Raw genomic sequence first — 19435 nt, 5'->3', positions numbered from 1 at the left:
GACGGTTTCCCGGGACTGGTTGCCGAGGCGGCGCAGCAGCGTCACCGACGACAACCGCCCTTTCGGATCGAGATTCCGGTGCGCAGCGAACCAGTCCACTGACGATTTCCGAGTATGGACCATCCCCATGCCGAGCATCTGCTGTGTTAGTCCGCGGTGGAGAGAGTCATGCCGTGTGGCTTCGTCCTGCGGCGACCGCAGCCAGGAACCATTCGCCGACCGGGACGTGTGACGCGTCGACGGCTCGCTTTGCTGCCTTCTTATCGGCATACGTTATTTCCGGGAGCGTGCGAGCGGATACCGTCCGCCGCGGCGGCGGTTCTGTCTCAGTGAGCAGTGATCAGAATCGACGAGATTCGCCGGATGGGGGAGTCGGAATGCCGGGGGGCTTCTTTCGATCGAATTCTCGGTGAGTGGTCAGTTCGTGGTAACGGCGGTGAGGTCGCCGGTCAGCACGCCGTCCCGGATCGGCATGCAGGTGTGCGGGAATTCCTGGACGACCTCGACACCTAGGGTGTCGAGACGATCGAGCAGTTCGGGCAGGTGCTTCATGGCGCCGGTCGGCAGATCGTGGATGACGACCAAGCTCCACTGCTGGTTGCTGATCTGGTCGAGACAGCGCCGCACCCACCGGTCGGGCTCATCCCAGTCGTGCGGGATCGCCGACCACAGTACGCAGGTGTAGCGGTGTCGGCACAGGTAATCGATGGCCGGCGTGCTGAACACCCGGCGGCTCAGCACACCACCACCGGCGTAGGGACGGAACAGTTTGCCCGGATGCGCCAAAGGACCCAATAGCTGCTGGGCCGCGCCGATCTCGCGGTCGGGCAGATCAGGATCGTCGCTGTCGCCGAACTGCACCGAGTGGCTCATAGTGTGGTTGCCGATCCAATGTCCCTCGCGGGCAGCGCGTTCCGCCAGCGCACGTTCGTCCTCGCCGACGAGCCGATCACCGATGACGAAGAAACTCGACTTGATACCGCGCTCGGAGAGAACGTCGAGCACCTCGGCCGTCGCCTCGGTCGGCCCGTTGTCGAAACTGAGGGTGAGCTTCACGCGATAGTCCCATCGTTGTTCCAGGCACCCCGGGCGCGCAGTCCCGCCACGATCATGTCCGCCACGAACTCCGCGTGCTGCCGCACCGCATCCGGACCCATGGGGTCGAGGGGGTCGAGCATCCGTGCGAACGGCACCTGGCTGAACGGCGAGGTCCCCCCGTGCGCGACCAGGAAATGCAGACTGCGCACATCGGCGCTGGTCATCACCCCGGCATCGACGAGCACCTTCAGTGGCGCGGTCAGTCGCGTGTAGAGCGGTTGCACGTGCACCTCGAACAGGTAGTCCAATCGAGCGCTGGCCGCCGCGCCCTCCACGGAGACCAGGCGCAGGATGTCGGGGTGGCGTGCGTGCACCTCGAGGAATCGCACGATCGCCAGGCGCGCGGCGTCGAGAACGCCGACCGCGGCCAACTCCAACTCCAGATCGAGTTCCTCGGCGACCGCGCTGAAGGCCCGGTCCACCGCCGCGCGCCACAGTCCCTCCTTGGAACCGAAGCGCTGATGGATCAGATTGTGGCTTACGCCCAGCTCCCGGTTGAGCGCGGCGACGGAGGTGCCCTCGAAGCCCTGCTCGGCGAACATCGCCAGCGCCCGAGCCAGGATGTCGTTCGTCGCGGCGGGTGATTCCTCCGCCGACGAGGGGCGCCCGCGGCGCTTGGCAGTGGTCATGCGGCCAGTCTAGAACAAAATATTGACGATCATCAATTTTTCCGCCTATCTGGGTTGTCCCAGTTAGTTGATGATCATCAATTTTAGGAGGATGGACCATGACACGGCAACGTAGCCGTCGACCGCGTGCGCAGCGATCCGCGCTTCGGCCATTCGGTGTGCTGGCGACCCTGGGCGGGACCGGGCACAACTGGTTCGAACGCTGGGCCGGGGTCGGAGTCTTCTTGGAACCGTGGCTGGGCAGGCGGGCCACCAACGTCCTGTGGGCAGTGGCACCGGCCTTGCTGCTGCGCAGCGCTCGTCCGCGCGGGCGAGCCGACGAAGCGGTACTGGCGTTCAATGCCGGGGTATCGATCGCATCGGTAGTGGTCCACTTCGTGGACTGGCCGTGGTCGCGCCGACTGGGCATCTTCCCTTGGCTGGATGAGGCCGAGGGCATGGAGCAGAATCTGCTGCCTCCCTACAACACGGTGCTGTGGCTGTGGGGAATCGGCGGCGTGGGGGCGGTCTTGACCGAGACACGGCGCGCCGACCTGAGATTCGTCGCGGCCGGTCTGCTCACCGGGCCGCTGCTGCTGGCATCGGCGCGCCACCACTTCGCCTGGGCGCGCGAACAGGCGAACCACACCTCCGGTGAGGACGGCCAGTGGAGTTCGGCGTTCATCGACACCACGGACCGGACCGAGTCCGGCCGGCCCGGATCTGTGCTCGACGTACCGCGCTCCTGATCTGCCCGCCACCTCGCCGCGAACACGGTGAGCGGCTCGACAACGGCACGGCGACCTCCGGAAGGAGACGGCGACGAAACGTGAAGAACACATCATCGGCGACAGCTTCGTCTAGCGATACGCCGACGCCTCGGCCAATCCGCGCTCGAGCCCGCGACCGGCGGCTGCGAACGCAAGCGTAAGATCCTGCGCGTCCTGTTCGTGATGGCCGATGGGAGGTCGGTGAGCCAGTGGATCCCGCGCTCCGGCTCAGTCGGGCTGCCCCGGGTCCCTCGACGCTTCGGACGTCTCGGATCTGCAGTCCCCCTGGCCTGCGATGCGCAGGCTCGGTCGACTTCACCACCCGCGAAACCTGGCGCGAGGCTGTCTCGGAACTGACTGCCAGGGACCACGACGTCCACTTGGACCTGTCCGGCCTTACGTTCATCGACACTTACGGAACCTCGATTTTGGTAGAAGCCGCCACCCGATCCTCGGAGGTTCGGCGAATCGTGGTACATCGGCCCCCGGCGATGATGCTTCGGGTACTCGCGGTGTTCTGGCCCTCTCTACAGACGATCGAGGTAGTGCACACATGAGCTTGCCTGGCGTTACCGACCCATTCGTGCACCCCGCGCTGTTCTACCGCGACACGGCGGAGTACCTCGCGGGCACCCTCGGCTTCATCCGCCAAGGACTCGAGAACGGCGAACCGGTCGCGGTGGCGGTCCCCGGTCCCAATCTGTCGCTTCTGCGCACTGCACTGGGCTCCGACGCCGCCTCGGTCCAGCTGATGGACATGACTGTCGAAGGCCGCAACCCGGGCCGCATCATTCCCGGCGTGCTTCGCGCCTTCGCCGACAAGTACCCCGCCGGACGCGTGCGAATCATCGGCGAACCGATCTGGGCCGGACGCTCGTCGCTGGAGTATCCAGCCTGCGTTCAGCACGAGGCTCTGATCAACGCGGCATTCACCGGGCGGGAAGTGAGCATCCTGTGTCCCTATGACACCGAGCGTCTTTCGACCCAGGTCTTGAACGACGCGCACGCTACCCACCCTGTGCTCATCGATCACGCGGGCCGGCGAACGAGCAGCGCCTACAACCCCGACCACATCGTCGACTTCTACAACAGAGAACTGCCCTCCCCGCCCGCGGCCTCCGCAACCGTAGCCTTCGACGCGACGTCGCTGCCCCACATCCGGCGCCTGGCCATTGATTACGCCCGCGACGCCGGCATGCCCGAGCACCGCGAGATCGATCTCGAACTGGTGATCGCGGAGACCACCACCAACTCGGTCGTCCACGGCGGTGGGCACGGCAGGCTCACGATGTGGGCCGAGCAGAACGAGATCCGCTACCAGATCAGCGATCAAGGACACATCACGAATCGCCTCGCGGGCCGCCTGCCCGCACAGTCCTATCGCCCAGGCGGCCGCGGGCTGCTGATGGTCAACCAGCTCACCGACCTCGTCCGAATCCACACCACCCCGCACGGCACCACCATCCAGCTCCACTTCGACTTGGATCGCGATTCGCCTTAGCACCGCGCTCTGCACCCGGCGGCACCGTCCGTGCGCACCAGCACCTTGCGGCGCGCCGACGCCCCAGCCGCTCTGCGAGCCGGAGCGCGCAAGGGCGGTCGGCGGACCGGCCCGTGACGAGTTCACTGCACTTTCGGCCTCGCGAAAGGTCTCGGAGGCAGAACTTTCCACCGTCGCCGCGTGCCGAGTTCGTACCGGACTCGCACCGGCGTCCTCGGTCGGCCGGTCTCAGCTGCCCGGGGAGTCTTGACCCGGCCCCACTTGAATACCCACCACGCACGTGTCGTCGTCGGTATCGGCATCGCTGCCGTCGAGCAATTCGTCCAGGCGCTCGTCCAGGGTTCCGCTGAGCTGTGCCGACCTCACGAGCAACCGTTCGATGCAGTCGTCCAGCAGCCGGTCTCGGCGCTCGATCAGCCCATCGGTGTAGAGCAGGAGAGTGTCGTCCGGCTCCAGTTGCAGTTCGGCTTCCTCGAACGTCGTCTCCGCCACAGCTCCGAGGAGCATCCCTTGGAGCAGGGGCAAGCTGGACGCCTGGCCTGCGCGCACCAGCACCGGCGGCAGGTGGCCCGCGCGGGCCCAGCGCAGGACGCGGGTCTGTGGGTCGTAGAGCCCGCAGATGGCGGTGGCGAAGATGTTGTCGGTCAGGTGGTGGGCCACCAGGTTCAGCCACGTCAGCATCTGCCCTGGACCTGCGCCGGTGGCGGCGAGGCCACGCAGGGCGTTGCGGAGCACCACCATGCCTGTGGCTGCCTTGACGCCGTGGCCGGTGATGTCGCCGACGGACACCAGGATCTGCTTGGAAGGCAGCACGACCGCGTCGTACCAGTCTCCGCCGACGGTGTATTCCTGCTCGGCGGGCCGGTATCGCACCGCTATGCGCAGACCGAACGCCTCGATGGACGGCTGCGCGTCCGGCATGATCGCCTGCTGGAGCTGCCGGGCCAGCTGGCTCTGTTCGGCGGCGTGCTGCTCGCTGTGCGCCAGCCGGTCGCGTGTCGCGGACAGCGCGACCTCGGTCCAGTGCTGCGCGGAGATGTCCTGATAGGCGCCGCGGATGGCGGCCAGGTGACCTGCCTCCAGGACCGGCTCGGCGACGATCCGGATGTGCCGGGTCACGCCGTCCGGCCGGATCAACCGGAAGGCCGTGGAAGCCGAGCGGCGGTAGCGCAGCAAGGTCCGCAGGAACCGGTCGACGGCATTCACGTCGTCGTCGTGGACGTGCCCCGGCAGTTGCGCGAGCGGGATCGGCTCCGCGGTGGGCGCGAGCCCGTAGAGAGCGAAAAGTTGACTGCTCCAGGTGATCTCGCCGCTTGCGGCGTTCTCTTCGAACCCGCCGACGCGGCCGAGGCGCTGTGCGTGCTGCAGCAGCGCCGCCAGCCGCGCCGTCTCGTCCTCCACCCGCCATACCAGCAGCACGGTGTCGCCGTGGCGGCTGATGCTGAGGGCGGTCGAGACGGTCAGCGGTACTTGGCCGACCAGTTCGGTCAGCATCATTCGGTCGGCACGGTAGGTCTCGCCGGTGGCGAAGACGTGCTCGATCCGCTCGAACAGCTGCCCGTCACTCGCCGCCATGGGGTACGCCTCGAGCAGCAACGCGCCGTTGACCAGGCCGCGCGGACGCCCGGCCGGGTCGACGAAGCAACTGTTGACATGGTGGATGCGGAAGTCGGCGAGTGCGCCGTCCTCGCCGAGGTGGGGCAGCAGCACGAGCGCCGGGTCGAAAAGGCCGTCCGCGAGTCGCACGAGATCCGCGACACCGGGGCGGTCCGGCGCCCGCACGGCGGCGAGGTCCGCCTCCAAGGTGTGTGCGCACAGCTCGGCCAGTGCCTCCAACTGCCGGAGCACCTGCGGCGGCTGTGGTTCGAGCGGTTGCGGCCAGCACACCTCGAGGACGCCGAGCAGCTTGCCCCCCGCGCCCGCCGGAATCGCCGCCCTGCCGCCCTCGCGGTCACCGATGGACGGCGGCCCGGCCCGGTTCAGGTCATCGATCCATACCGCGTTGCGCTCCATCAGCGCCTGCCGGGCCGGAGTCACCACACCGGGCGGCACGTATCGCCAGCGCTCGGCCTCGTGGGGGCCGATGCCGGCGAAACCGGACAGGGTCAGCGACGCGTCGGCGCCTGCGGACCAGATCGCCACGGCGGTGGCGCCCAGCGGCGTCAGAGCGTGCTCCAGCACCGACTCCGCGACACGTTGACTGTCACCGGCTGCAAGCAGCCCGCTTTCGGCCGTACGCAAGCGCACGGCCGCGGATGGCTCTCCCGGTGAGGCGGCGCGCAGCAAGAACTCGCCCACCACCGCGCTGACCTTGTCCTGGGCCGACTGGTCGACCAGTTCGGCGGCCAACTCGAGCGGTGTGATGCCCGCTCGCTCGGCGAGGGCCTCGAGTTGCCGTGCCGCCTGCGCGGGCCCGCAGTGCAGCCGTTCGACCAGAACGCCTTTGGCCATCTCGATCAGCGCGCGTCCGTCGGCGGTGGCCTGGGCCTGTTGGATTTGCGCACGCAGCCGCTCTACGGTGGCCGCGAGGCGGTGGACCGCGGGGCCAACGGGCGAGGAAGCGTCAGCTGCCGCGCCGGCCTCGGTGTAGGGGTTGTCCAGGTCGGTCATCAGGCATCCAGCCAGTGCTGGATGCACGCGATCAAGGCGTCCGCGTCGACCGGTTTGGTGACGTAGTCGTTGGCTCCGGAGGCGAGGCTCTTCTCGCGGTCGCCCAGCATCGCCTTGGCTGTCACGGCGATGATCGGCAGGCTCTCGTACCGTGGCATCTCGCGGATCGTCGCCGTCGCGGTGTAGCCGTCCATCTCGGGCATCATCACGTCCATCAGGACCAGGTCCGTCTCCGGGTGGGCGATGAGCTTGTCGATGCCCTCCCGCCCGTCCTCCGCGTGTAGAACGCTCATGCCGTGCAGTTCGAGGATGCTGCTGAGCGCGAAGAGGTTGCGGGCGTCGTCGTCGATGATGAGCACCGTGCGGCCGGCGAGCTTGCCGTCCGGCCGCTGTGGCGCCGGGGCGGATGCATCTTCGCGACGGACCAAGGGCAGCAAGTCGCCGGGTGCCTCGGCGGTGACGTGCAGCGCGATCCGCTCCCGCAGATCGTCCAGGCTGGACAGCAGCTCCAGCGGCTGGCTTGTGGCGCGATGTTGCAGCATGCGTTCCTGCTCGGCGTCGAGCCGGCGGTTGTGAACCAGTACTGGGACGCTTCTCAATGCGACGTCCCCGTCCATCGTCTCCAGGAACCGCAGCGCGGCGCCGTCGGGCAAGTCCAGCTCGAGCACGACGCAATGGAACGCTTCGGCGGCCATCGCCGCCACCGCCTCTTCCACCCCCACCGTAGTGACGACCTGAACCGGACCACGCGGGTCGTTGCTGTCGGCCAGTTCGGCGACAGCGCTCTGCGCGACCAGCGACAGCAGGCCTTGCGGGCGCTCCTCGACGACCAGGAGCCTGCGGTGCTGTTGAGGTGTGGGAGCAGGGGTGCGCTCCGGCCGACTGTCGGCCTGCTGCGTGTCGTCCCGCTCGCGAGGCGGCGCCTCCTGGAAGTCCGGCCGCGCGACCGGGAGGTAGAGGGTGAACGTGCTGCCCTCGCCCAGCGTGCTTTCGGCGCTGATGGCGCCGCCGAGCAGGTAGGCGATCTCCCGGCTGATCGACAGACCCAGGCCGGTGCCGCCGTACTTGCGGCTGGTGGTGCCGTCGGCCTGCTGGAAGGCGCCGAAGATCGACTCGAGCTGGTGTTCGGCGATGCCGATCCCGGTGTCGATCACCCGGAACGCGACGGCCGGGCCGTGCTGGCGCACTGCGGCGGGCAACTCGCTCGCCTCCGCCGGTTCGATCCGCAGCTGTACCGACCCGGTCTCGGTGAACTTGACCGCGTTGGACAGCAGGTTCCGCAGCACCTGCCGCAGCCGCGAGTCGTCGGTGAGCAGGTCCGACGGCAGGCCGGGTGCGGTCGTGACGCGGAAGCGCAGACTCTTCTGGGTGGTCATCGGCCGGAAGGTGGCCTCGAAGTAGTCCAGCAACTGACGCAACGACACGCGTTCGGGCGTGAGGTCCATCTTGCCCGCCTCCACCTTGGACAGGTCGAGGATGTCGTTGATCAGCTGGAGCAGATCCGAGCCCGCCGAGTGGATGATGCCCGCGTACTCCACCTGCTTGGGCGTGAGATTGCGGCTCGGGTTCTGGGCCAGCAGCTGGGCGAGGATCAGCAGACTGTTGAGCGGGGTGCGCAGCTCATGGCTCATGTTGGCCAAGAATTCCGATTTGTACTTCGACGCGAGCGCGAGTTCTTGGGCACGGGTCTCGAGTTCCTGCCGCGCCTGCTCGATCTGAAGGTTCTTGGCTTCGATGTCGCGGTTCTGCATGGCCAGCAGTGCCGCCTTGTCCTCCAGCTCGGCGTTGGATCGCTGCAGTTCCTCCTGCTGCACTTGCAATTCCTCGGAACGGGCTTGCAGTTCGGTGGTCAGGCGCTGGGATTCGACCAGTAGCTCGTCGGTGCGGGCGTTGGCGATGATGGTGTTGACGTTGACGCCGACCGTTTCCATCAGCTGGTCGAGGAAATCCCCGTGGATGCGGGTGAAGCGGTGCACGGAAGCCAGCTCGATCACGCCGAGGACCTGTTCCTCCACCACGATCGGCAACATGAGCAGGTTGACCGGTGCGGTCTGCCCGAGCCCGGAGGAGATGGTGACGTAATCGCCGGGCACATTCTCCACCGCGATCGTGCGGCGACTGCGTGCGGCCTGGCCTACCAGGGACTGGCCGAAGGCGAACCGCGAAGGGCTGCCCGGTTCCTCCGGGCTGCCATAGGAGCTGATCAGCCGCAGCTCCGGCCGCTCGTCGCTGTCGTCGGCGAGGTAGAACGCGCCGAACTGCGCGGAAACCAACGGCACCAGCTCGTCCATGATCAGCCCGGCCACCACGTGCAGGTCGCGTTGACCCTGCATGAGACCGGAGATACGAGCGAGATTGGTCTTCAGCCAGTCCTGATCCTGGTTGGCCTTGGTGGTCTCGCGCAGCGACTCCACCATCGCGTTGATGTTGTCCTTCAACTCCGCGACCTCACCGGAGGCCTCCACGGTGATGGAGCGGGTCAGGTCGCCCTCGGCGACGGCGCTGGTGACCGCGGCGATCGCGCGGACCTGGCGGGTCAGGTTGCCCGCCAGCTCGTTGACGTTCTCGGTCAGCCTTTTCCATGTGCCCGAGACGCCCTCGACCTCGGCCTGGCCGCCCAGCCGCCCCTCCGATCCCACCTCGCGGGCGACGCGGGTGACCTCGGCCGCGAACGCGGACAGCTGGTCGACCATCGTGTTGATCGTGGTCTTCAACTCGAGGATCTCGCCGCGCGCGTCCACGTCGATCTTGCGGGTCAGATCGCCTTGCGCGACCGCGGTGGTGACCTGGGCGATGTTGCGGACCTGGTTGGTCAGATTGTTCGCCATGGAGTTGACGTTGTCGGTCAAGTCCTTCCACGTGCCCGCCACATTCGGCACGCGTGCCTGGCCGCCGAGCATGCCCTCGGTGCCGACCTCGCGGGCGACGCGAGTGACCTCGTCGGCGAACGCGGACAGCGTGTCGACCATCGTGTTGATCACCCCGGCAAGCGCCGCGACCTCGCCCTTCGCCTCCACGGTGATCTTCTGACTCAGATCACCGCGCGCCACCGCCGTGGCGACCTGAGCGATCGAACGCACCTGGCCGGTCAGGTTCGACGCCATCACGTTGACGTTGTCGGTCAGGTCCTTCCACGTGCCCGACACGCCCCGCACAGTCGCCTGGCCACCGAGATTGCCCTCGGTGCCGACCTCGCGGGCCACGCGGGTGACCTCGTCGGCGAATGCCGAGAGCTGATCGACCATCGTGTTGATGGTCTCTTTCAGCTCCAGGATCTCGCCGCGGGCGTCCACCCTGATCTTCTGACTCAGATCGCCACGGGCCACCGCGGTGGTGACCTGGGCGATCGAACGCACCTGCGCGGTGAGGTTGTCGCCCATGACGTTGACCGACTCGGTGAGGTCCTTCCAGGTACCGGAGACGCCCTTCACGTCCGCCTGCCCGCCCAGCCTGCCCTCGGTGCCGACCTCGCGGGCCACGCGGGTGACCTCGTCGGCGAACGCCGAGAGCTGGTCGACCATCGTGTTGATGGTGCTCTTCAGCTCCAGGATCTCGCCACGGGCGTCCACTCTGATCTTTTGCGACAGATCGCCCTGCGCCACCGCGGTTGCCACCTGAGCGATCGAACGCACCTGCGCGGTCAGGTTGCCCGCCATGAAGTTCACCGAGTCGGTGAGGTCGCGCCAGGTGCCGGAGACGCCCTTCACATCCGCCTGGCCACCGAGGATGCCCTCGGTGCCCACCTCGCGCGATACCCGCGTGACCTCGTCGGCGAAGGACGACAGCTGATCGACCATCGTGTTGATGGTGTTCTTCAGCTCGAGGATCTCGCCACGGGCGCTCACTGTGATCTTTTGGCTCAAGTCGCCTCGCGCCACCGCGGTCGTCACCTGCGCGATGTTGCGGACCTGGTCGGTCAGGTTTCCCGCCATGAAGTTCACCGAAGCGGTGAGGTCGCGCCATACGCCACCGACGCCGGGCACCTCCGCCTGACCGCCGAGCCGGCCCTCAGAACCGACTTCGCGCGCGACGCGGGTGACCTCGTCCGCGAACGCGGACAGCTGGTCCACCATCGTGTTGACCGTGTTCTTCAGCTCGAGGATCTCACCGCGTGCGTCCACGTCGATCTTCTGGGACAGGTCGCCCCGCGCCACCGCGGTCGCGACCTGGGCGATGTCGCGCACCTGGCTGGTGAGGTTGCCCGCCATCGCGTTCACCGAGTCGGTGAGGTCCTTCCAGGTGCCGGACACGCCGGGCACCTCGGCTTGACCACCCAGCCGCCCGTCCGTGCCGACCTCGCGCGCGACCCGGGTGACTTCCGAGGTGAACAGCGACAGCTGGTCCACCATGCCGTTGAACACCGTCGCGATCTCGCCGAGCAACCCGTCGGCGTCCGTCGGCAACCGGGTGCCGAAATCGCCGTCGCGCACGGCTGTCAATCCGGCCAGTAGCTGGCGCAACTCGACCTGATCCGCGGCCGTGACAGCCTGCCTCGATGCGGTGCGGGCAGGTGCCGCCGTGTCTGTCATGCTCATCCTCGCTCTGCCCCACCCCATTCGGACGCGATGCCGCGCACGACGGGATCGCCGACCAGCGGTGCTGTGCTGGCTGCTGAACACAGAGACACCCGCGCATATCGCTTTGAAACTATCATTCACGAGACGCGATGCCCGGCGTCCGGTTTAGCGGAAGCGATTTGGAAGGGCCCAACGGCCCAGCCCGCAGCAGCATGGCCATCAGGTTCGGCACGCGAAAGGAGCGCTGCATCCAGCCATGCGGCTGTGATGCGTGCGCGGCATGCAAGGGGACGGAAGTCGCCAATGGTAAGCATGCGAGATCGGTCGAGAGAGGGACCTTCGCCAAGGCTCGTTCAATCCAGCTGAGTTGGGGGCCGGGCACCGCCCCGTGACCGCTTCGCTCAGCGCGCACAGCGGCTACTTAAGACTGGTGTCAGGGCTTTTGCCGCTCACCCGACTTCAGGAACCTCCGCCGGGCATGGGTGGCGATGGGTGGAGCTGTGCGGGTGGCGATTTCGGCCAAGTCTGTGGCGCTGGTGATTTGGGTGATACTGGCGGGGTGAACGGGACGTGGGAGGCGTGGGGTGGGGTCGTGGTGGCCGCGGTCGCCGCGATACCGGTAGCTGGTCTCGTGGCCTGGTGGCTGGTGGGGCGGCGCGGGTGGCGGGCGGCGCTGTGCGATGTCGGGATGGTGACGGGTACGGCGCCGTGGTTGTGGATGATCCTCACGCCGACCGGAACGGGTCGTTCGCTGAATCTTGTGCCGCTGCGTGATCTGGCCGAGCAACTGGCCGACGACCGGGTGATCGAGCAGTTCGGCGGGAATCTGTTGGTCTTCGCCGCACTCGGCTTCCTGTTGCCGGTGCGCCGACCCTGGTTCGCCCGCTCGTACCGCATCCTGTTGGCGGGAGCAGCAGCTTCGATCGCGGTGGAGGCTGCACAGTTCGCCCTCGCTATCGGCCGTCACTCATCCGTCGACGACGTACTGTTGAACGCGGTCGGTGCATGCCTGGCGGGCCAGCTTTCACGACATCTGTGGGCGTCGCGCGCAATTACCGACCGTTCCGAGCCGGCTTTACCCGAAGAGCCGACACGGGGCATCGTCTCCGAGCGATACGGCGTCCTCCAGCCCACCTTCCCCGAGTAGGGAGATCATCGAGAAAGTGCGTGGCCGCTGGGGCGATGCCAGCCATCCGCGACGAGCTGCCCCGATCAACAGATCCCACACTGGAGACCGATCCCGCTGGATGCACGGAAATCGGCATGAGCGCGCACTCGAGTTCACTAGAGCCAGCTCGGTGATCGGCCGGGGGAGTGGTTCCGAGGTGTTGCCGAGCGGCGGTTGGACCCGTGAGCCGCGTGTAGAGATTATTCGGCTTCGGAACGAAGAGTTGAGCTCTCAACAGGGGTTTGACGTGCAGCGCGAGCGAAACTCTGTTCCCCGTCGGGTGAAAGCCGTTCGCTGCCGGGTGGGTGGATGGGCTCCGGGCGAGTGATGACCAAGCGGCGGATGGCCCGCATGTACTCGTCCTCGGGTGAAAGCGGTTCGCTGCCGGGAGGATAGAGCGGCTCCGGGCGAGTTCCGAATAGGTAGTCGCGGAAGGCTCGCAGGTACTCGTCCAGGTCCCGTTGATCGGCGAACCTGGTTTCGGTCGCGTCGAACCATTCATCCGGTGTCGGGCGCCACGCGATCATGTAGTCGAGAGCTTCGCGCACCATGTCCCCGTAGGTCGGATCCGTGGCGCAGACGGCGCGAAGCGCTGGGGCGCTGAGCCGCATTCCGCGGCCGTACTCGGCGTGGTGCATGGTCACCAGCGGCCACAGCAGCCCATTGATATGCGGGATTTCGTCCCGCCATGTGGTTTTCGTGTGCAGTGTCTCGCTGACCCGCATTCGGCGGCCCGATGCTGTGACGGGTGCCGGGTATTCGGAAGGCGCGCCTCTTCGGTCGATGGCGCGGGTCGGCCCGGTTTCAAGATTCACGGGTGGATACCACACGCCGCGCCACACCGGGACTCCGAGATAGCGAGGATTCACCGGCAGTGGCTCGGCCAGTGAGATGTCGGCCGTAATTCGGCGCACAGGTGGCATCGGTTCGTCGGGGAACAGCTTCGCCACCATCGACAGGCAATCCGGTACGTCGAATCCAGTCACGCCGACGCCCTGCCGGAACCGTGGGTCGGAGCACTGCTGTGGGTCGAATCTGATCCAGTACCGCCGCGGCGTGGTCATCCGCGATTTCCTTCCATCGGCATCAATGTCGAACGCTGACCCGATGGTCCCAGAGCTGATCGGCGTCTACCACTCGATAATCGGCAGAAGCGGATGTTCGTCGAGTTCGGACGTAGGGTGAGGTCCCGTGGAGTCAGACAGCAAGCTAGAGGACTTACGGTCGGTGCTCTCCTGCGTTTTCGAGAAGCTCGGTGCCGAGAGCCTCACCGAGCCCGACCGGATCGAGTTGGTGGCCCGCGCCGAGGTGGTTCAGGACCAGATCGACGCGATCGAGGATGTCATCGACGACGAGGAGCGCGTACGCGTGGGAACGACGCCCGTGCCGGAGCCTTCGGGTGATCGGCTGTTCTGAGGCGGCGCTGAACCGCCCGGGTCGCGACAACACAGCGCGTTCGAAGCCGAGACTCGGAGTGCTCGCGCAGCGCATCAGCGCAGTCCTCGTTCGGTAGCGGTGGCCGCCGATGCGCGCGGCGCCAGTGTCGAATTCGGTGAACCGCTTCAGATTGTTCATGCCGCACGTGGCGCTCCCCGAGGCAGTGGAACAAGGTCGAGGCTGCAACGGGATCTGGCTGCCCGCCAATGACACGGCGCGCGGGCACGGCATCCAGTGATCGTCGCCGACACCTGGAACGGCTGGTACTACAGCTCCGCCGACGTCACGGTGACCACGGCGGCCTTCCTGTCCTGGGCGGGTCCGGGGCAGCGGCCGCCGAACACCCCGTTCGTAGACTCGAAGCATGACGGTGCGTGCTGAGGAGACCGTGCTGCCGCCGAGCCTGGTGGATTTGGCGGTGCGGCATGTGCGGTCGGAGGTACTGAGCGGGGCGTACGCGCCGGGCGATCGGATCGGCGAGGAGGCGCTGTGCGCCCGGCTGGGCACCAGCCGGGCACCGGTGCGGGAGGCGCTGCGGCTGCTGGTGCAGGAGGGGCTCATCGAGCATCTGCCGCGCCGCGGCTTCCGGGTGGTGGTGTGGTCGGCCACGGACGTGCGGCAACTGTTCGAGCTGCGGCGGGTCCTGGAGCGGCACGCGGTGGAGAGCGCGTTTCCGCTGCCAGCCACGGGAGATCCGCTGCGCGCGGTGCGCGCCGCGCTGGCCGACATGCGGGCGGCCGACGGCTGCGGCGACGACTTCGAGCGGGACAACGCGCACCGCCGCTTCCACGCCGCGATCGTCGCGCTGGCCGGCCATCGGCAGCTGGATCTGGCCTATGCGCCGATCCTGCTGAAGCTGCAGCTGCCGATGGCCCGCAACCTGCGGGAGGAGGCGCGGGCCACGCACCGCCGCGACGGGGTGCGCCGGCACGCCGCGCTGCTGGCCGCCCTGGAGACCAACGACCGGGACATCGTGCTGGAGGAGATGCGCACGCACGGCGAGCTGGCCTACCTCGATCTCGAATTCCGCTGACCGGCAACACAGCCGAAACACACGAACACACCGGGCTTCACGCATTCTGTCGACAATCGACAAATGCGCAGCACGGGACCCAGCATCGCCGAGATCCTGCATTCACACGAAAGCGGTAGCGGCTCACCGACGAACACCGCGGCGCGGGTCGCCGACGCGATCGCCGCCAACGGCGACGACGGCACCTGGATCACGCCGGTGCCCCGCGCGCAACTGCTGGCCGCGGCGGCCGAGATCGAGCGGCGGCCGGGCGCGCGCACGCTGCCGCTGTACGGCGTGCCGTTCGGGGTGAAGGACAGCATCGATGTCGCGGGCTGGCCCACCACCCTGGCCTGCCCCGACTTCGCCTATACGGCAACCGGAACCGCCCCGGCGGTGCAGCGCCTGCTGGGCGCGGGCGCGCTGTTCGTCGGCAAGACCAACCTGGATCAGTTCGCCACCGGGCTGAACGGCACCCGCACCCCATACACCATCCCGCGCAGCGTCTTCGGCGGCGACCTCGTCTGCGGCGGGTCCAGCTCCGGCTCCGCGCGGGCGGTGGCCCTGGGCGAGGTGCCGTTCTGCGTGGCCACCGATACCGCCGGGTCCGGCCGGGTCCCGGCCGCGCTCAACGGCATCGTCGGCTGGAAGCCGTCGCGCGGGTTGATCAGCGCGGTCGGGCTGGTCCCGGCGTGCAAGTCGCTGGACTGCGTCACCCTCACCGCAACCTCGATCGAGGACCTCGACCGGGTCTTCGACGTGATCGCGGCGGTGGACCCGGACGATCCCTGGAGCCGCCCCCGCGGGCCGCGCCACCGCGGCGGTCGGCTGCGCGCCGGGCTGCCCGCCGCGGCGGAGCTGGAGTTCTTCGGCGACACGGTGTTCCGTGATGCGCACCTGACGCTGCGGGAGCGCCTGTCCGGGCTCGGATTCGACTGCGTGACGACCACTCTGGAGCCGTTCCTGGCGGCGGGCGAGCTGCTCTATCAGGGCCCCTGGGTGGCCGAGCGGCTGGTGGAGTTCGGCGACTTCCTGGCCGATCATCCGGACTCGATACTGCCGACAGTGCGCGAAATCCTCACCGGTGGCTACCGGTTCGACGCGGTGGACGTGTTCCGGGCGCAGCAGCGGCTACAACGGCTGCGCGCGCGAGTGGCCCGGATGTGGGCCGACTTCGACGTGCTGGTGCTGCCGGCTATCGGCACCACCTTCACCGTGGCGCAGGTGCTGGCCGATCCTGTCGCCACCAACACCGTGCTCGGGCACTACACCCATTTCGGGAATCTGCTCGACCTCACCGCCGTGGCGGTGCCGGTGGGCGTGACCGGCGACGGGCGGCCGCTGTCGGTCATGGTGGCCGGTCCCGCGCTCGCTGACGACACCGTGCTGGCGGCCGCGGCGCGCATCCTCGACGAACCCCGCACGGTGGTGACCGCCACGGCCGCCGCCCGAGCAGCGAAGGAGCGACAGTGACCGCCACACAGTCCATTCCGGCGCGGCCGGGACCCTTCCGATACGAGCCGGGCACCCTGGCCCTGCTGATCATCGATATGCAGCGCGACTTCCTGCTGCCCGGCGGCTTCGGCGAGAGCCTCGGCAACGACGTCGGACTGCTGCGCACGGTGATCGAGCCGCTGCGCGCGCTGCTGGCCGCCGCCCGCGAGGCGGGGGTGCCGGTGCTGCACACCCGGGAGGGTCACCGGCCCGACCTGTCCGATTGCCCCCCGTCGAAGCTGTTGCGCGGCAACCCCTCCCAGCGCATCGGCGACCCGGGGCGGTTCGGCCGCATCCTGATCCGCGGCGAGTACGGCCACGACATCGTCGACGAGCTGGCACCGCTGCCGGACGAGGTCGTGATCGACAAGCCGGGCAAGGGCGCCTTCTACGCCACCGGCCTCGCCGACGAACTGCAGCGCGGGGGCATCCGCTCCCTGCTGGTCACCGGGGTCACCACCGAGGTGTGCGTGCACACCACCGTGCGCGAAGCCAACGACCGGGGCTACGAGTGCCTGGTCGTGTCCGACTGCGTCGGTTCCTATTTCCCCGAATTCCAGCGAGTGGGGCTGGAGATGATCGCGGCACAGGGCGGCATTTTCGGCTGGGTCGCCGATTCGGCCGCGGTCGTCGCCGGGCTGACCACCCCCGCCCAGCTCGCTCCTTCCGCCGATACGCCCGGTCTAGTGAACAGGAAAGCCGATGTCCCTCGAAACGCAACCCAGTGACACTGCACCCGCCGAGGAACCCGCCGCCCTCCGCTTGCCCTGGTGGACGCGCGGCGACACCAACGCCTACTTCGGGCTCTGCTTCAACATCCTGGTCAACGTGCTCACCCTCACCACGCTGTCCATCACGGTGGTGAACATCTCCAGCAAGGACGTGCTGGGCAGCGTGCTGCCCGCGCTGGGGGTGGCCCTGGTGCTCGGCAACCTCTACTACGTGCTGCTGGCCCGCCGCCTCGCTCGCCGCGAACAGCGGGCGACGGTGACGGCGCTGCCGTACGGACCCAGCGTGCCGCACATGTTCATCGTGGTGTTCGTGGTCATGCTGCCGATCTATCTGGGCAGCCACGATCCGCTGAAGGCGTGGTCGGCGGGCCTGGCCTGGGCGTTCCTGATCGGCGTGATCGTCATGATCGGCGGCTTCGTGGGCCCCTACATCCGCCGCATCACCCCGCGCGCGGCAATGCTCGGCACGCTGGCGGGCATCTCGATCACGTTCATCTCCATGCGCCCGGCCGCGCAGATGTGGGAGGCCGCGTGGATCGCGCTGCCCGTGCTTGCGATCATCCTGATCGGCTTCTTCACCGACGTGCGGCTGCCCGGCAACGTCCCGGTCGGCCTGGTGGCGCTGCTGATCGGCACGGCGATCGGCTGGATCGGCGGGTTCATGTCGGTGCCGGACGTCAGCAAGGCCGCGCACGACATCGCGATCGGGCTGCCGACCCTGCACCTGCACTTGCTGTTCACCGGCCTCGGCAATCTCAGCCCGCTGCTGGCCACGGCGATTCCGCTGGGCGTCTACAACTTCACCGAGGCGATGAGCAACGTGGAGAGCGCCGCGGCGGCGGGCGACAACTACAACCTGCGCAGCGTGCTGCTCGCCGACGGGCTCGGCGCCGTCGTCGGCTCAGGCTTCGGCTCGCCGTTCCCGCCCGCGGTCTACATCGGCCATCCGGGCTGGAAGGACGCCGGCGGGCGCACCGGATACTCGCTGGCCAGCGGCGTCACCATCGGCGTGATGTGCCTGCTGGGGCTGTTCGGGGTGCTCGCCACCCTGCTGCCGATCCCGGCGATCGTGCCGATTCTGCTGTATATCGGCCTGCTGATCGGCGCACAGGCGTTCCAGGCGGTGCCCAAGTTGCACGCCGTGGCGGTGGTCGCGGCGCTGATCCCGAACCTCGCCGAGTGGGCGGTCGGCCAGATCGACAACGCGCTGACGGCGGCCGGTACCACCGCCGACAACGTCGGCGACGCCGCGCTCGGCCAAGCGGGCGTGGTGTACGACGGGCTGAAGACGCTGGGCTCGGGCGGCGTGCTGGCCGGTCTTGTGCTCGGCGCGGTCGTGACCTTCATCCTGGACAAGCGCTTCGTCGCCGCGTCCGCCGCGTGCGCCGCCGCCGCGGCACTGAGCTGGATCGGCCTCATCCACGCCGCCCAGATCGCCTGGGCTGCGGCACCGAAGGTGGCGCTGGGCTATCTGTTATGCGGGCTGGTCTGCCTCGCCTACTCGCGGCTGGCCGGGGCTCGGAAGCCGCTCGCGGCGGTCCCGGCAGCGCCCGAACGGCCGACGCGACCGGCAGCGGCCACACCGGCGCAGCCCGAGCCGGTGGCCGCGGAGCCCGCCGCGACGCCGCTCGACTGAGCTAACCCGTTCTGTGTGCCACGGGATTGTCAGACGGGTCTTGCAGCGGGCGGCCCGCGTTGTTGATCAACATATCGAGATTCGCCGATCGGCAGTGGTCTACGACGGTGCGAGCTAGCTCAGCTGCCGACGAGCGGTCGGCTCGGAGGAACACTGACGGTTGCGGTGCTATCCGGCGAACTCGTCGGCGAGGGTGTTCCAGAACATGAGTTCGTAGTTCTGGAAGAGTCTGGCGTACAGGTGGGCGTCGTTCGGATTCAGTCGGTCGGTGTCGATTCCGGCCTGGATTGCGGCGAGGGCCCGCTGTTCATATTCCGGGCTATCGGCCGCGAAGAAGTCGAAGAATGCGCAGGCCGGGTCGTCGAACTTGTAGTTGGTGCGCATGCTGTCGGCGACCACACGGCAGTAGCGGCCGAATGCGGCGACATTCGCGTAGATACCGGCAGTCGCTGCGGAGGGTTCGGCGTTGAGCGCCAGCCACGCGACATAAGCGGGATAGGCCTGACAACCCGCTCTGGGCGGCTCCATGCCCTGATCTGGTCCGGCCGCCGCCACGAGTGCGTCCAACAGAGCCAGTGCCTGTTGCTCGCCGGGCGGGAGGCCGTCGAGGAACGCTCTGACGTGCGGGTCGTCCGCTCGCGCCGCCATGGCGTGGAAGCTGCGCCAGTCGCTGCTTATGATGCGCTGTTCCTCGGCGGCGATCGCCGCGAATACCGCGCGTGGCGCCTTGCCCACCGAGATCAGCGGAACCATGCGATTGTCGTCGTCGTGCGGGGCCAGCTCGGCCTGGATCCCGTAGAGCAGGTCACGAGCGGTAAGGGTCATCGGGAACCTCCCTGTGGGAATGCTTCCA

15 protein-coding genes are annotated in these 19435 nt (G+C 67.9%); 9 read left to right on the top strand and 6 right to left on the bottom strand.

Annotated elements, in window-relative coordinates:
• Positions 1 to 417: 417 nt before the first annotated feature.
• Together ACIHAX_RS16085 and ACIHAX_RS16080 are read right to left on the bottom strand one after the other, a co-directional pair.
• Positions 418 to 1056 carry a polysaccharide deacetylase family protein gene (locus ACIHAX_RS16085; RefSeq protein ID WP_397278190.1) on the bottom strand — a complete coding sequence of 213 codons (639 nt, stop codon included), beginning with the start codon at positions 1054 to 1056 and terminating at the stop codon, positions 418 to 420.
• Positions 1053 to 1727, bottom strand: coding sequence for a TetR/AcrR family transcriptional regulator (locus ACIHAX_RS16080; protein ID WP_355079546.1), 675 nt, complete (start codon positions 1725 to 1727; stop codon positions 1053 to 1055). The genes ACIHAX_RS16085 and ACIHAX_RS16080 overlap by 4 nt, the downstream gene beginning before the upstream one ends.
• Positions 1728 to 1825: 98 nt before the next feature.
• Between ACIHAX_RS16080 and ACIHAX_RS16075 the strand changes: the two genes are divergently transcribed.
• The 3 genes from ACIHAX_RS16075 to ACIHAX_RS16065 all read left to right on the top strand — a co-directional run bounded on the left by ACIHAX_RS16075 (position 1826) and on the right by ACIHAX_RS16065 (position 3977).
• Positions 1826 to 2455 (top strand): hypothetical protein, encoded by a 630-nt coding sequence (locus ACIHAX_RS16075; protein ID WP_397278188.1) that lies wholly within the window; start codon positions 1826 to 1828, stop codon positions 2453 to 2455.
• A 230-nt stretch (positions 2456 to 2685) separates the two neighbouring features.
• Positions 2686 to 3033: an STAS domain-containing protein gene (locus tag ACIHAX_RS16070; RefSeq protein WP_356964031.1), complete on the top strand. Its 348-nt coding sequence runs from the start codon at positions 2686 to 2688 to the stop codon at positions 3031 to 3033.
• Positions 3030 to 3977 carry an anti-sigma factor RsbA family regulatory protein gene (locus tag ACIHAX_RS16065; protein WP_397278186.1) on the top strand — a complete coding sequence of 316 codons (948 nt, stop codon included), beginning with the start codon at positions 3030 to 3032 and terminating at the stop codon, positions 3975 to 3977. Before ACIHAX_RS16070 ends, ACIHAX_RS16065 begins: the two co-directional genes overlap by 4 nt.
• A gap of 228 nt (positions 3978 to 4205) precedes the next feature.
• On the opposite strand, the gene ACIHAX_RS16060 is transcribed toward ACIHAX_RS16065, so the two are convergent.
• The gene (locus tag ACIHAX_RS16060) at positions 4206 to 6587 is read right to left on the bottom strand and encodes a SpoIIE family protein phosphatase (protein WP_397278184.1); all 2382 of its coding nucleotides are present in this window, start codon (positions 6585 to 6587) and stop codon (positions 4206 to 4208) included.
• Positions 6587 to 11116 (bottom strand): HAMP domain-containing protein, encoded by a 4530-nt coding sequence (locus tag ACIHAX_RS16055; RefSeq protein WP_397278182.1) that lies wholly within the window; start codon positions 11114 to 11116, stop codon positions 6587 to 6589. Before ACIHAX_RS16055 ends, ACIHAX_RS16060 begins: the two co-directional genes overlap by 1 nt.
• Positions 11117 to 11696: 580 nt before the next feature.
• On the opposite strand from ACIHAX_RS16055, the gene ACIHAX_RS16050 reads away from it, so the two are divergent.
• Positions 11697 to 12251, top strand: coding sequence for a VanZ family protein (locus ACIHAX_RS16050; RefSeq protein WP_397278180.1), 555 nt, complete (start codon positions 11697 to 11699; stop codon positions 12249 to 12251).
• Between the two features lie 221 nt (positions 12252 to 12472).
• Here ACIHAX_RS16050 and ACIHAX_RS16045 read toward each other — a convergent pair whose 3' ends face one another.
• A complete protein-coding gene (locus ACIHAX_RS16045) occupies positions 12473 to 13222 on the bottom strand; it encodes a hypothetical protein (RefSeq protein WP_397278178.1) in 750 nt (249 codons plus the stop codon).
• 241 nt (positions 13223 to 13463) lie between these two features.
• Here ACIHAX_RS16045 and ACIHAX_RS16040 point away from each other — a divergent pair, with 241 nt between their 5' ends.
• The 5 genes from ACIHAX_RS16040 (at position 13464) to ACIHAX_RS16020 (ending at position 18582) form a co-directional block, all read left to right on the top strand.
• Positions 13464 to 13688 carry a hypothetical protein gene (locus ACIHAX_RS16040; RefSeq protein WP_364425536.1) on the top strand — a complete coding sequence of 75 codons (225 nt, stop codon included), beginning with the start codon at positions 13464 to 13466 and terminating at the stop codon, positions 13686 to 13688.
• 385 nt (positions 13689 to 14073) lie between these two features.
• A complete protein-coding gene (locus tag ACIHAX_RS16035) occupies positions 14074 to 14742 on the top strand; it encodes a GntR family transcriptional regulator (protein ID WP_355079529.1) in 669 nt (222 codons plus the stop codon).
• A gap of 63 nt (positions 14743 to 14805) precedes the next feature.
• The gene (locus ACIHAX_RS16030) at positions 14806 to 16194 is read left to right on the top strand and encodes an allophanate hydrolase (RefSeq protein ID WP_397278176.1); all 1389 of its coding nucleotides are present in this window, start codon (positions 14806 to 14808) and stop codon (positions 16192 to 16194) included.
• A complete protein-coding gene (locus ACIHAX_RS16025) occupies positions 16191 to 16943 on the top strand; it encodes a cysteine hydrolase family protein (protein ID WP_397278174.1) in 753 nt (250 codons plus the stop codon). Before ACIHAX_RS16030 ends, ACIHAX_RS16025 begins: the two co-directional genes overlap by 4 nt.
• Positions 16918 to 18582, top strand: coding sequence for a regulator (locus ACIHAX_RS16020; protein WP_397278172.1), 1665 nt, complete (start codon positions 16918 to 16920; stop codon positions 18580 to 18582). The genes ACIHAX_RS16025 and ACIHAX_RS16020 overlap by 26 nt, the downstream gene beginning before the upstream one ends.
• Before the next feature lie 168 nt (positions 18583 to 18750).
• Here ACIHAX_RS16020 and ACIHAX_RS16015 read toward each other — a convergent pair whose 3' ends face one another.
• On the bottom strand, positions 18751 to 19407 hold the full coding sequence (locus ACIHAX_RS16015; protein WP_397278170.1) for a hypothetical protein: 657 nt from the start codon (positions 19405 to 19407) through the stop codon (positions 18751 to 18753).
• Positions 19408 to 19435: the final 28 nt, after the last annotated feature.

Origin of the sequence: Nocardia sp. NPDC051929, assembly GCF_044548645.1 — a bacterium.
Taxonomy (GTDB): Bacteria; Actinomycetota; Actinomycetes; order Mycobacteriales; family Mycobacteriaceae; genus Nocardia; species Nocardia sichangensis.
The sequence above is the reverse complement of the archived record's forward strand: the minus strand, read 5'-3'. Positions and strand labels throughout refer to the sequence as shown.